Annotated in this window: 11 protein-coding genes and 1 tRNA gene; 5 read left to right on the top strand and 7 right to left on the bottom strand. The window is 50.0% G+C overall.

The features are described 5' to 3' along the window. Window positions 1-57: 57 nt before the first annotated feature. A tRNA-Gly gene (locus QUW60_RS12965) sits at window positions 58-130 on the bottom strand. A gap of 145 nt (window positions 131-275) precedes the next feature. On the opposite strand from QUW60_RS12965, the gene QUW60_RS12960 reads away from it, so the two are divergent. Then, window positions 276-839, top strand: a complete 564-nt coding sequence (locus tag QUW60_RS12960) for an NUDIX hydrolase (protein ID WP_258339285.1) — start codon at window positions 276-278, stop codon at window positions 837-839. Window positions 840-857: 18 nt separating this feature from the next. Here the strand turns inward: QUW60_RS12960 and QUW60_RS12955 are convergent, their stop codons facing one another. The 3 genes from QUW60_RS12955 to QUW60_RS12945 form a co-directional block, all read right to left on the bottom strand. Then, window positions 858-2183, bottom strand: coding sequence for a cobyrinic acid a,c-diamide synthase CobB (locus QUW60_RS12955; protein ID WP_289560970.1), 1326 nt, complete (start codon window positions 2181-2183; stop codon window positions 858-860). A gap of 49 nt (window positions 2184-2232) precedes the next feature. Further along, window positions 2233-3900, bottom strand: coding sequence for a formate--tetrahydrofolate ligase (locus tag QUW60_RS12950; protein WP_289560968.1), 1668 nt, complete (start codon window positions 3898-3900; stop codon window positions 2233-2235). Between the two features lie 172 nt (window positions 3901-4072). After that, on the bottom strand, window positions 4073-4591 hold the full coding sequence (locus tag QUW60_RS12945) for a GNAT family N-acetyltransferase (protein ID WP_289560966.1): 519 nt from the start codon (window positions 4589-4591) through the stop codon (window positions 4073-4075). A 281-nt stretch (window positions 4592-4872) separates the two neighbouring features. On the opposite strand from QUW60_RS12945, the gene QUW60_RS12940 reads away from it, so the two are divergent. From QUW60_RS12940 to QUW60_RS12925, 4 genes are all read left to right on the top strand, one after another. Next, window positions 4873-5940, top strand: coding sequence for a sensor histidine kinase (locus tag QUW60_RS12940; RefSeq protein WP_289560964.1), 1068 nt, complete (start codon window positions 4873-4875; stop codon window positions 5938-5940). Beyond that, the gene (locus QUW60_RS12935) at window positions 5937-6698 is read left to right on the top strand and encodes a LytR/AlgR family response regulator transcription factor (protein ID WP_289560962.1); all 762 of its coding nucleotides are present in this window, start codon (window positions 5937-5939) and stop codon (window positions 6696-6698) included. Before QUW60_RS12940 ends, QUW60_RS12935 begins: the two co-directional genes overlap by 4 nt. 216 nt (window positions 6699-6914) lie before the next feature. After that, entirely contained in the window at window positions 6915-8075 is a 1161-nt protein-coding gene (locus QUW60_RS12930; RefSeq protein ID WP_289560960.1) for an efflux RND transporter periplasmic adaptor subunit, read from the top strand. Then, the gene (locus tag QUW60_RS12925) at window positions 8072-11248 is read left to right on the top strand and encodes an efflux RND transporter permease subunit (protein WP_289560958.1); all 3177 of its coding nucleotides are present in this window, start codon (window positions 8072-8074) and stop codon (window positions 11246-11248) included. The genes QUW60_RS12930 and QUW60_RS12925 overlap by 4 nt, the downstream gene beginning before the upstream one ends. A gap of 312 nt (window positions 11249-11560) precedes the next feature. Here QUW60_RS12925 and QUW60_RS12920 read toward each other — a convergent pair whose 3' ends face one another. From QUW60_RS12920 to QUW60_RS12910, 3 genes are all read right to left on the bottom strand, one after another. After that, the gene (locus QUW60_RS12920; RefSeq protein WP_289560956.1) at window positions 11561-11998 is read right to left on the bottom strand and encodes a PepSY-like domain-containing protein; all 438 of its coding nucleotides are present in this window, start codon (window positions 11996-11998) and stop codon (window positions 11561-11563) included. Between the two features lie 258 nt (window positions 11999-12256). Beyond that, window positions 12257-13090 (bottom strand): hypothetical protein, encoded by an 834-nt coding sequence (locus QUW60_RS12915; protein ID WP_289560954.1) that lies wholly within the window; start codon window positions 13088-13090, stop codon window positions 12257-12259. 37 nt (window positions 13091-13127) lie between these two features. After that, on the bottom strand, window positions 13128-13778 hold the full coding sequence (locus QUW60_RS12910) for an NAD(P)-dependent oxidoreductase (protein ID WP_289560953.1): 651 nt from the start codon (window positions 13776-13778) through the stop codon (window positions 13128-13130). Window positions 13779-13964: the final 186 nt, after the last annotated feature.

Raw genomic sequence — 13964 nt, 5'->3', positions numbered from 1 at the left:
TATAGTCACCTAAGCAAAAAGGAGAGAAATCATTGCTGAAATCCCTCCCTACCTAGGAGCGGCAAGCGGGACTCGAACCCGTGACCCTCAGCTTGGGAAGCTGATGCTCTACCAACTGAGCTACTGCCGCATTTTTTGGTAGTGCAAATGTAAGCCTAATTTTAGAAATAAACAATTTTTAGTCTTAAAAAAAATCGAGCATGCAAAGAAAATCCTATTTTTGGAGAAGGAAATCCCATTTCCTCAAAAAAAAGAAACGCTTAAAACTATATTCTATGCTAAAGGAAAACAATCAGGACAGAAAATGGACTATACTTGAAAGTGAATATCTGATCAAACGGCCGTGGCTGACTGCACGGAAAGATCACGTACTGCTGCCTACGGGAGTGGAAAACAAAGAATACTATATACTGGAATACCCAGACTGGGTGAATGTAATCGCAATAACAAAAGACGGGCGTTTCCTCATGGAACGGCAGTACCGCCATGGCATTCAACTGACCTGCTATGAAATCTGTGCGGGAGTATGTGAAGCCAACGAAACTCCTTTGGAATCCATTAAGCGTGAATTGCACGAAGAAACGGGATATGGCGGAGGAAACTGGACTTTCTGGATGAGCATTTCAGCAAATACCAGCACGACAAGTAACATCTGCCATTGCTTTCTGGCTACAGAAGTGGAACCTGTCGGCGACCGGCATCCGGAAGCGACAGAAGACATCAGCATCGAACTGCTGACTTTGGGGGAAGTAAGGACACTCCTGCTGACAGACCAGATCAAACAGTCACTGATGGCAGCCCCCCTGTGGAAATACTTTGCAGTCAACAAACTCCTCTGACAAGAAGCACTCGACTCATCACCACCAGTCTGTTATTCCCGACTGCCCCCAGCAGCAATGAGCAGTAACCGCTATGGTATTCTTGTATCTGCAGACAAAAGAGGAAGGAGCGTTCTGCCCCTTCAAGTTAGCCATCGCAATCACCCGCAGGTGAGGATCCTGCTGCAGCGCCACATCAAAATAACGGTATTCGTAACCCTTGAGAGAATGGCCGTCCACATCAGCTTTCCGGTATCCGGCATAAAGCCGCTGTTCCCTTACAGCCGCCTCAAAGGGAAGCAGTCCTGCCATCTGATAGGCAGTACCTCCCGGTCGGGCGGTCAGGGTGCGCGACAGCAACGCAATGCCTCCACCTTCTGCAAGGATCTTGCCCCCATCCTCGCCGAACTCGCGCAACTGCTGAAGCTGACGTTTCCAGCGGTGAAGCTGGCGGGCGAACAGTTCGGGAAAGCCTCCGGGCAGATAAATCAGGTCCGCTTCCGGGATATCGTTTCCATAAACAGGGCTGAAGAAGCTTACGCTGCCCACCTCTTTAAGATAGCTCAGATTCTCCTGGTAGATAAAATGAAAAGCCGGGTCAGAGGCAACAGCTATGCGCCATTTCCTTTCGAGCGTCTGAGGCCTCGGCTCCATTTCAGAAGTGTAAGGCAAGCTATAGGCACAAGGAAATATGCGTGTCGTCAGATTCAGAAGCTTGTCAAGATCAAGTGTATCCCTCATCAGGTCCGCAGCCTTCTGTATCTGCCCGTCGAGTTCCGCCTTCACAGCCGAAGTCAAGGTAGAATATTTGGCAGGCATCCGCAAAGACTCGTCATACGGAAGATACCCCAGACATTCCATCCCCGCATCAGCGCACACTTCGCGCAAGAAGCCGTACTGAGCAGGCGAAAACACATGGTAGAAGATTACGCCCGCTATACGGACATTCTGTCTGAAACGCTTGAAGCCGAACAACATAGGGGCCAGCGAATAAGTCGATGACCGGGCGTTTGCCAGCAAAATTACGGGCACAGAAAGAGCCTGCGCAATATCAGCTCCACTCCCCTGCCACTTGCGGAAACCGTCAAACAGTCCTGCCGAGTTGTCAACGACACAGACATCAGCCTGTTCTCCGTACGTGTTATACAAATACTGGATATGTCCGCGTGAAGCATACCATGCATCCAGATTAACGGAAGCACAACCGGTCGCCACTTCATGGGCCGCCTTATCTGCCAGATCCGGGCCGCAGCTGAACGGCTGCACTTTCATCCCCTGCCGTCGGAGTGCACGCATAAGTCCCAGCGACAGCAAGCTTTTGCCGCCGTCGGAAACCAATGGACTCAAAAGGAACTGCGATTTCATGAACCTTTTCTATGCTTTAACGGCCTGACTTTCTGCTTCACCCTCAGAATCAGGACAAGCCTTCGATTTCTCCGTTCACGATATCAATATGCAAAGCCTGAGGTTCTTTGGGAAGACCCGGCATACGCATGATTTCACCTGCAACGATAACCAGCATCTCGGCACCCGCATTGATCACAATGTCACGCACGCCGAAATTGAAATCCTTTGCTACACCGTAAAGTTTCGGGTCGTTCGAGAACGAATACTGTGTTTTGGCTATGCAGATCGGGAAGCGGGTATACCCCAGTTCCTTGATCATGCGCAGCTTCTTCTGTGCGGCAGGAGCAAAGAGAACTTGCTTTGCACCATAAAGTCGGGATGCCACCTTCTCAACCTTTTCTTCCACAGAATCATCCTCATTATAAGTATATTCCAGAGGATTCGACGGATTGTTCTCAATTGTATCCACCACCAGGTTTGCCAGCTCAACCGCACCTTCACCGCCTTCAAGGAAAGCATTGTTGACGGCAAAGCCCACGCCCATTTCCTCGCAATGGCGGCGGACAAAATCCAGTTCCTCGTCCGCATCGTTTGCATAGCGGTTGAATGCGACAACCACCGTCTGGCCAAAAGAGCGCAGGTTCTCAATGTGCTTGTCAAGATTTCTGACTCCCTGCTTCAAGCCATCCATATTCGGTTCCTTGATTTTGTCAACCTCTACTCCGCCATGCATCTTCAGTCCTTGAGCTGTAGCCACAATCACCGTCAGTTTAGGCTGAAGTCCCGCCTTGCGGCATTTGATGTTGTAAAACTTCTCGGCACCCAGATCCGCGCCGAAGCCCGCTTCTGTCACGGCATAATCGCCGAATGTCATGGCCAGCTTTGTGGCAAGAACGGAGTTGCAGCCATGTGCAATGTTCGCAAACGGACCTCCGTGCACGAAAGCCGGAGTATGTTCCGTTGTCTGCACCAGATTGGGCGAAAGAGCGTCCTTCAGCAACACGGTGATAGCGCCGGCAACGCCCAGATCTTTCACCGTGAACGGCTTGTTGTCAACGGTAAATCCCAAAAGAATATTCTCGATGCGGCGGCGCAGGTCGTTTTCATCCTTGGCAAGGCACAAGATAGCCATTATCTCCGATGCAGGAGTAATGTCGAAGCTCGACTCGCGCGTGATGCCGTTCGACTTGCCTCCCAGTCCTGTAACGATGTATCGCAGGCCGCGGTCGTTCACATCAAGCACACGGTTCCACAGCACATCCTTCAGCGCAAAGCCATTGTCCTTGTTCTGATACATGTAATTGTCAAGCAATGCAGCAATCATGTTGTGAGCAGATGTTATCGCATGAAAATCTCCCGTAAAGTGCAGGTTGATCTTATCCATCGGAAGCACCTGCGCATATCCTCCGCCGGCAGCTCCGCCCTTCATGCCGAAGCACGGACCGAGCGACGGTTCACGAAGCGCACATACAGCTTTCTTTCCGATCTTGTTCAACCCCAGAGCCAGGCCGATAGATACGGTCGTCTTTCCGATACCGGCTTTTGTGGGCGTAATTGCAGTAACAAGTATCAGGTTGCTGTTTTTCACCCTTTCCTCATCGATCAACGTTTCAGGAACCTTTGCTATATAACGTCCGTAATTTGATATTTCATCTACCGGGATTCCATACTCCCTCGCTATCTGCTTGATTTTCACAAGTTCAATGCTACGAGCTATTTCTATGTCTGATTTCATTCGCTAATCTTTTTTATTTTGACGGGCAAAGATAATACAAAAAAGTGAGATACTCAGCAGATTGCGGAAGGATGATTGAAAATAAACGGCCGCCTGAAAGTTCCGGCAACATCACGCTACCATCCCCGTAAAAATAAAAAAACATCCTCAAAAGCCAGTCCTAGAGAACAGCTTACACCTTCATCTGCTTCTCAAATCTAAAATATTCATTATGAAAAGGCTCAGGCTGTTGTTTAACCGCAGGATCTGCGTGATGTCTGCAAAAGAACTCAACAATGCGGAATCCGCACTTGTTCACATAAAAATGGATGTTGCGCTTTTCAAAGTAGGGTGTAAAAAGTTCCCAAACGACTGTTTCCGGATACATTTCCTCTATCATCTTCCACACGCGTCCGCCCAGCCCTTGGTTATGAAAGCCGGGATAAAAATAAAACAAGTCCATGCGATTGCGGAGGCTCTCGGGGTCTATGTGCAATGCAACGCCTCCCGCTCTTCTGCCGTCCACGTAAATGGCGTAAACGGCAGACTTCGGGTCACGAAGCATTCCATCGATGTCATCATCCTCGAAAAAGTTCCCGTCGCGGGACAGACCGAAGTGCTCGGCGATTGCTATGGAAAACACCTCCTTAACTTCATTCCGGAAATCATGAAAATCCGGTTCTGCCAATGCTTGAAAAAATATACTCGTCATTTCTTTCATTTTAAGAGTTCGCCGTACATTTGTACGATAAGCTCTAAGTTACCAATATGCTATATCCGGCTGTAAAGTTAGCGCAATGCGGAAACGACTCCAAACGCTTTCTGCACGAAACAGAAAAAATCAGGTCTGAAATGTACCGGCATCCGTCTGAAACGATTGCGCCCGTCGCCTTTAGCCATCAGATTTTCGCGCTTCGCCCTCCATTTATGCGGCTTCACGCAACAGACATTTGACGGGGACGGCAAAAACGCTTATCTTGCAGACAAAAAAAGATGAGCGGAATAAAATATGATAACATACAGAACAGGCTGCCGCTGACTGGCATCGTATTCTTCCTTGCCTATTTTCTGTCCATGCTGACAGACCGGAACTATGCAGCACTGTTTCTGGGCGGCAGACTGTCTTTGGCAAGCTATGTCGCTGACATTGCCGGTACATTGCTGACAAGCTTCGTATTTGTGGAACTCTCCATTTTCTACAGCAGATGGCTGTTCCGGTATATCTCCTTTACAGGCAAGCCCTATTGCGGACTGTTCGTCAAAGCCCTACTTCTGCTTCTGATGAACAACCTGATGGTCTGGTGCTTTTCAACGCTGGGAATAATTTTGTGCGAAGAAAGCCATTCGTTTTTCTACCAAGGACTATACACTATCAGTGTCATTGCCACCTTCATATCATACCTCTACACCGGCGCGCATTACATGGAATCGGTCATACAGGCGGAACAGCAGAGAAAAGAACTTGAAATAAGGCTGCTGAAAGAAAAAGAACACGCGGCACAAATGCAGCTGGAGATTTTGAAGTCACAGATAGACCCGCACTTCATGTTCAACAACTTCAGCATCCTTTCCGAACTGATCATGGAAAATCCGATGGCTGCCGACAAGTTTCTTGAACACCTGTCGAATGTCTATCGCTATGTCGTCCAGAATCTGAAACGGAATACCGTGAGCATTCTAGAAGAGATCACCTTTCTCCGGTCGTATATCTATCTGATAAAGATGAGATATGAAGATGCCGTCTGCATTGCGTTAGATGAAACGCTAAGCCGGTCGGAAGGGCTGATTCCTCCTGTCTGTCTGCAACTGCTGGTGGAGAATGCCATCAAACACAACCAGCTATCGGCTGTCCAGCCTCTGAAAATATACATTTACCGCGAGAAGAACTATATCGCAGTGGAGAACGACTTACGCCCTATCGCATCCGAATTCGCATCAACCGGAATAGGACTGCAAAATATCGTGGGACGCTATTTCCTGCTATGCGAAGAAAAGCCGCTCATAGAAAAACAAGAAAACATTTACTGTGTCAAACTTCCCATCATACACGAAACGCCATGAACATATTGATTATAGAAGATGAAAAAAGGAATTTCAACCGCCTGAGAAGACTGCTGGAAAGACTGGATACAACCTGCTGCATAGAAAGGCCGCTGGCAAGCATTGCAGAGTCCGTAGAATGGCTGCACACCCACCCTGCACCGGATCTGATACTGGCAGACATCCGCCTGTCCGACGGACTGAGCTTCGATGCCTTGCGCCAGACAGACACAGCTTCCCCCGTCATTTTCACCACGGCATACGACGAATATGCAATACAGGCTTTCAAGTTCAACAGCTTTGACTACCTGCTGAAGCCTGTCAGGAGTGACGAACTGGCTGCTGCCATCAATAAAGTACGCCGCCAATGCGCCGCACCGTCTGCCAGCGGAGAAGAGCTGCGCCAACTGCTGGAATATATGCGGAGAAGCAACTATCGCTACCGTGAACGTTTTTTGCTGCCATACCGCGACGGCTATGTGTCGGTGCAGGTGAAAGATATCAGTCACATTGCGCTGGACGGACGCGCCACACGCCTGTACATGAAAAACGGCACGGCAGAAAGCGTGCCGTACTCATTGGACGAACTGGAAAGCCAGCTCAATCCCGATGAGTTCTTCCGCGTCAACCGCCAGTATCTCATCCGTATAGACAGCATACTGAGCGTAAACAACTGGTTCAATTCCCGGTTGAAAGTGCATCTGAAAAAGTATCCCGGCGAAGAAATTGTTGTAAGCCGCGAACGGGCAACGGCCCTGAAGGAGTGGCTGGACAGGTAAAGCATGACAAAAAGAGTCCGCTCCCGGCAAAAGAGAAAATGACTGTCAGCCCAAGCAGGATATTCTGCGCCTCAAGAATACTTTTTGCCGCTTCAAGCCTCCCGGTCTTGCAAAAGGAAGCATCCAGCCTTTCCTTTGCAAAAAAACAGAACGGTACCGGCAAAAAGGCCAGCCGCACAGAACAAAATCAAAGCAACCATTAATACATCTTACAGAATGAACAGAAAAACGACGTATGTTTTCACCGTTGCATGTGTGATGCTCCTCGCTTCCTGCAAAGACAAGAAAAAAGCCGAAACGTACACGGCATATAGAGTGGCCACTCTTTCGCCTACATCTGTCGAAATCGAAGAGTCTTATTCCGCTTCCATACAGGGAAGACAGGACATCGACATCTATCCGCAAGTGCCGGGCACAATCACCCGGCTCTGCGTAAAAGAAGGACAGCAGGTGCGGAAAGGACAAGTGCTGTTCGTCATCGACCAAGTGCCTTACCGCGCAACATGGAACAAAGCCGTGGCAGATGTACATGCGGCCGAAGCACAGGCCAGAACCGCCCGGCTGGAATATCGGAGCAAACAGGTGCTGTTCGACAAGCAAGTGATATCGGAATACGAACTGACTACCGCAAAAAATGCGCTGGACGCAGCCGAAGCTATGCTTGAGCAGATGAAGGCACTGGAACAGAGCGCACGCAACAACCTGTCGTACACTGAAGTGAAAAGCCCGTCGGACGGCATGGTGGGCACATTGCCCTACCGCACAGGCGCACTCGTCAGCTCGTCCATCCCTCAGCCGCTGACTACCGTTTCAGACAACAGCGAAACGTATGTCTATTTCTCGCTCACCGAAAACCGCCTGCGCTCCATGCTTCGCCGATACGGCTCTTTAGACAAAACGATAAACGAGATGCCCGCCATCGGCCTGCAACTCAACGACGGCACACTGTATCCGGAAAAGGGACGCATCAGAAGCATCAGCGGCATCATCAACAAGCAGACAGGGACCGTGTCTGTATGCGGCGTTTTTCCCAATACCGGCAAACTGCTGCTGAGCGGCGGAATCGGCAATGTCATCATTCCGCACAAAGAAGAGGAGGTCATCGTCATACCCCAGACAGCCACAACCGAATTGCAGGACAAGATTCTGGTTTACAAAGTGTCGGAAAGCGGACATAAAGAAAAAACGATTTCGTCCGTAGAACTGACCGTAGAGAAACTGAACGACGGCAAACTCTACATTGTCCGTTCAGGACTTTCGGCTGGAGATGTAATTGTAACCGAAGGCGCGGGCCTGCTGCGCGACGGGATGAAGATAAACATACGGGATGAAGATAAACATAAAAGAAGAATGACTTTCGGAAAATTAAACATATGAATCTCAGATATTTCACAGACCGGCCGGTGCTCTCAGCCGTCCTTTCTGTAGCAATTGTGCTGATGGGAGTCATCTCCATCTTCAACCTCCCCGTAGAACAGTACCCCGACATCGCACCGCCCACCATCCAAGTATACACCAACTACCCCGGAGCCAACGCAGAAACGGTGCAGAAAGCGGTCATCATTCCGCTGGAGGAGTCCATCAACGGCGTAGAAGACATGACCTACATCACGTCTACCGCCTCCAACAACGGCGATGCCACGATAAACATCTACTTCAAGCAAGGAAGCAGCCCCGACATGGCTGCCGTGAACGTGCAGAACCGAGTTGCCACTGCACAGAGCCTGCTGCCAGCCGAAGTGACCAAGATAGGCGTGACCACCATGAAGCAGCAGAACGCCGAACTGAAAACCTTCGCCCTGTATTCACGCGACGACAAATACGACCTCCAGTTTCTGAACAACTACATGAAGATCAACGTAGAGCCGCGCATCAAGCGCATTGGCGGCGTAGGCAACATGATGCTGTTTGGAAGCAACTATGCCATGCGAATCTGGATGAAGCCGGACAAGATGGCGCAATACAAGCTCATCCCCTCCGATATCACCGCGGTGCTGGAGAAGCAGAATATCGAAGCCGCCACTGGCGCTTTCGGCGAAAACCATGACAATGCCTACCAGTATACGATGAAATACAGGGGACGCTATTCCACACCCGAAGAATTCAGCGAACTGGTCATCCGCTCCCTGCCAAACGGAGAGGTGCTCCGCCTGAAAGAAGTGGCAGACATACGGCTGGGCGACGAAGCCTACAACTATTCGACCGGAATGAACGGAAAGCCTGCGGCTTTGGCCATGGTTTACCAGAAAGCCGGAACAAACGCTTCGGAAACCATCAACGAGATAGACGCGGTACTGGCAGAAATCGGCAAAGACTTGCCGCAGGGGATGGAGTTTGTCACGCTGAGCGATACGAACCTTTTTCTGAAAGCCTCGGTCAAGGTGGTACTGAAAACCCTGTTCGAGGCAATCCTGCTGGTGATAATGGTGGTCTACATATTCCTTCAAGACATCCGCTCCACACTTATCCCCACCATCGGAGTCGTGGTTTCCATTGTCGGCACGTTCGCCTTCATGTCGGCCGCCGGATTCTCCGTCAATCTGCTGACCTTGTTCGCACTGGTCCTTGCCATCGGCACGGTGGTAGACGATGCCATCATCGTAGTGGAAGCTGTGCAGGCCCGGTTCGATGCAGGCTATCATTCTTCCTATATGGCAGCCAACGATGCCATGCGCGGCGTATCGTCGGCTATCCTCACGTCAACGCTGATATTCATGGCCGTTTTCATTCCCGTTTCTCTGATGGGAGGGACATCCGGAGAATTTTACAAGCAATTCGGAATCACGATGGCGGTAGCTGTCGGCATTTCGGCCGTCAATGCCTTCACGCTTTCACCGGCACTCTGCGCGCTGATGCTCCGTCCGTATAAGGACGAAAAAGGAAATACAAAGGCTAACTTTGCCGCACGGTTCCGCAAGGCATTCAATGCGTCGTTCGAGGTTCTGACCGAACGGTACATGCGCTCTGTACTCTTCTTCGTCAAGCGGAAATGGCTGATGTGGAGCACGATCTTCGCCTCCATCCTGCTGCTTGCATTTCTGATGCGGACCACAAAGACAGGGCTGATTCCCGATGAAGACACAGGCACTGTGATGATAAGCATGAATGCCAAGCCGGGCACATCCATGAGAGAAAGCCAGCGCATCATGGAGGAGGTAAACAGCCATCTGTCACAAATTCCGGGCATAAGCTATCATGCCAACGTAGCGGGGTATTCTTTCAACGGAGCCGGTCCGTCAATGGGCATGTGGTTTATCTCGCTCAGACATTGGAACGAACGGAAAGAAGAAGGACAGTCGGCACGCGAAATCATTGACCAGATCTATGCGTTCGCTCCCCAGGTGCCTGACGCATCACTCTTTGCCATGACCCCGCCCATGATTCCGGGCTACGGAATGGGAAGCGGATTTGAACTTTACCTGCAAGACAAGCTGTCGGGCAGCCTGGACAACTTCAAACAGGTGGCAGACCGGTTCGTTGCGGCCTTGAACCAACGGCCGGAAATTGAAATGGCCTATTCTTCTTTTGAAACAAACTATCCGCAATATTGGGTAGACATCGATGCCGCCAAATGCGAACGGGCCGGCATTTCGACCAATGAAATTCTGGAAACTTTGTCGGGATATTATGGCGGAAGCTATGTGTCTAACTTCAACCGCTTCTCAAAGGTGTACAGGGTGCAGATACAGGCAGCGCCAAACTACCGCGTCACTCCCGAATCGCTGAACCATATCTATGTCCGTGCAGGGAACGAAATGACGCCGCTGTCCCAGTTTGTCAAACTGACCAAGACATACGGGCCGCAGGACATGTCGCGCTTCAACCTTTACAGTTCCATTCCCGTCAACGGAACGCCGGCTTCCGGATACAGTTCAGGAGATGCGCTAAAGGCAGTACGCGAAACAGCCGAACAGCTATTGCCGGCCAATTACGGTTATGAATTCGGCGGAGTATCGCGTGAAGAAAGCCAGACAACGAACAATGTGCCCATCATATTCACGATCTGCCTGATACTGATCTATCTGATACTGTGCGCGCTGTATGAGAGTTTCCTCATCCCCTTCTCCATCCTGCTGTCTGTACCATGCGGTTTGTCGGGCAGCTTCCTGTTCGCACAGCTCCTTGATCTCGAGAACAATATCTACATGCAGACCGGACTGATCATGCTCATCGGCCTGCTAGCCAAAACCGCTATCCTGCAAACGGAATACGCTGTCAAGTGCCGTCAGGCCGGAATGACGCTGGTACAGGCTGCTTATATCGCTGCCAAAGACCGTCTGCGACCCATACTGATGACCGTGCTTGCCATGATATTCGGCCTTTTGCCTTTGATGACAGCACACGGAGTTGGAGCGAACGGCTGCCGGTCGCTGGCTTCTGGCGTAGTGGGAGGCATACTGGCAGGCACGCTGGCACTGCTGATGTTCGTGCCGGTGCTTTTTATTGTCTTCCAGTACTTGCAAGAGAAGATACGTCCTGTGCAGATGCTCCGGAAAGGACCGGACTGGGCCATACAAATGGAACTGGAGAAGATTGAAAAGGAAAAATAACCGTTCGGAAACCGCACGCCGCATGTTGCCTGCGGAACGACTCGCCGCATGGAGGCCATTCCGCAGGCAAACCGCACTACCGACAAGGGTTCATTACGAAAACGCAAAAGCAAAGCCAAGCCTTCGCGCAAAAGAGTCAGTCTTCTGCCTGAAGATCTGTATCTCCAGATTAAAGATGTATATCTCCAGACTGGAGATTTGCATCTCTAGCCTGGAGATACAGATTTTTCCGGCATAAAAAGCACAGTGCATCATGGAGGCTGTTGTTTTTTCCATGATACGCTGTGCCCTCTGCAGCAGACAAATGACGTGTCAGTCGTCGATGTCGATAACGCGCATCTGGCTGTCGAAAGTGATTTCCCAGCGGTTGGAGAGCTTCACTTCATAGTTGCTGCGGTCACGCTCGATAGACAGGATCCGGGCGTCGGGATAGTTGCTCTGCACGTAGCTCTTGATCCCCTGAGGAACAATCGCTGAAGGAACTCCGTTGACCTTGCAGCTAACTTCCGTCCAGTCGCCAGACTTGTCGAACTCAACCTTTTCGCCGGTCGTGAAGATCACGTCGTAGCTCTTGCTGAACAAATCTGTTTCCTGCTTGGCCAAAGCAACCTTCGAACTCTTGAAATAAGTCGAAAGGAAGGTCTGAGCCTTAGTAGGCAACTGACCGATCTGGATGGGCCTGTCATTGTCGGCAAAGGCGATTCCGGACATCACGAACACACTCACTAAAAATAATGCTAACTTTTTCATAAGGCTTATTCTTTTTAGGGTTATACATTTGTTGCATTTTTCTAATGCAAAGATGCGGACAGAATCTGAAAACTTTCTGAACAATGCGGATTTTGTCGAAAAAAATCTGGCATTAAAACCAAAATAAACTAAGAATAAGCGATTCACAAGCTTTCTTCAATAACGCGGACAATGTTACTACTGCCAGAGGAGGATGTGTCAGAATAAGAAATGACTGTCAAAAAGCCATGCCATGCTGACACATCCGCTGTGCCTTTGTCATTTGTAAAGAGCCTTGCCCAGATCTTCCAGTCCGGCTTCTCCCGGCAGTCCCGGATAAGCTTTCTTCATACCCTCCACAAAGTCATGTGCAGTGCCGTTCGCGCCGAACACCTCTTTCATTTTCTTCAGACAAGCAATCTTGAACTCTGCCGCATCACGTTTTGCCGCACCGCCGTGTCCGCCAATAAACAGTTCCGCTCCGGAGTTCATCGCCTTTTCTGCTTCTGCGATTTCAGCATCGATTGCTGCCGGAGAAGAAACCTGCAGGTGGCTGACATGCGCCTTTGCCGGAGCCCAGTGCGTATAATAAGCCTTGCCGCCTATCAGGATACTTGCGCCGGGAAAATCCGTTGCTGCACCGTGCCCGAACGCAAAAGTCACTCCTGCCCATGTCTGCTCCGTGCCGAAAGCCACTTCCGAAGCCTTGCCCGTAGGCATATCAGTCAGTGCATCGCCGAAAGCCTGTGTAAAGCCTTTCATCATGCCGCTGTAAATCTCTCCCTTCGTAAATTCGGGCATACCCTGAGCCATCACCACATCATGATTGCCGGTCCCTCCCACGTGATAGTCCGTAATGCGTTTCTCAACCATCTTGCCCAGGTTCGACAAATAAGAGTCAAATTCATGCACATTCTCCTTAAACAGAGGCTGTTCCATTGTCACAAGCGCATCCTTGCCCTCGATGATATAGCTTGCATCACCCAACGCATCGTTAGTGTAATACACATGCAGTTGGAAATTGCCAAAGTCATGCACCTCGAAACGTCCTTTTTCCTGTGCCACAACTGCAACTGCCAAAAGATTGAACAAAATAAATAATGCCTTTTTCATTGTTTTCTGCCTTTTATGATGATACCAAGTTTACTTGTCAATACCCGATAGTGAACCGTTCGCAGTGGTGCTTCGGTGTTTCCAGTTCATCCACCATTGCCACCGCATAGTCTTCCACAGAGATGCGGCTGTTACCGTTTTCGTCTACGATAAGGTCGTCCTTGCCCAAACGGAATTTCCCTGTCCGCTGTCCCGGCAACAATGCCCCTGCAGGTGAGAAGAACACCCAGTCGATGTCTTTCTCGTTTATCAGCGTGTTCAGATAGAACTCTCCGAGCGATTTCACACCGCCCATGATGGCATCGGGAATTGCGCCGGAATCGACCACACGAAGTCCTGGAGCGCAGAACAGCGTGCCTGCACCGCCTACGCACAGCAGCCTCTTTACTCCCGACTGCTTGGCCGCCTTCAGAATCAGCGGATAATTGCGCAAGGTATCTTCGTAAATATTCGGATTTGTCCAGCCGGGATTGTATGCGCTGATAACGGCATCCCTGCCTTTGCAGGTTTCAGACAATGCCTCCGTATCAGTTACATCGGCCTTTACAACTGCCAGATTGGGATTTGATACGCCAATCTTTTCGGGGTTGCGCACCACCGCTGTTACTTTATGACCTCTCGCCAACAACTCGTTCAGGATGGCGGTTCCAACGAATCCGCTCGCTCCAATCAATGTTACATTTTTCATAATCCTACATATTAAAAAACCTATCACTTACCAAAAGAGCCTTTGTTTCTTTTGCATTGCAAATGTAGGAATAGTTTCTTGATCTCACAAGAAATCACTTGATAGTCAGATACTTACCTAAAAGTAACGATTATTGGGTATGAGCCACTTACTGACAGAATTATTTTAAAAAAAATTTCTTGCTGC

The organism is Bacteroides gallinaceum (assembly GCF_030373775.1).
In the GTDB taxonomy this organism is placed as follows: domain Bacteria; phylum Bacteroidota; class Bacteroidia; order Bacteroidales; family Bacteroidaceae; genus Phocaeicola; species Phocaeicola excrementipullorum.
This window is presented reverse-complemented; position numbering and strand designations above follow the sequence as displayed.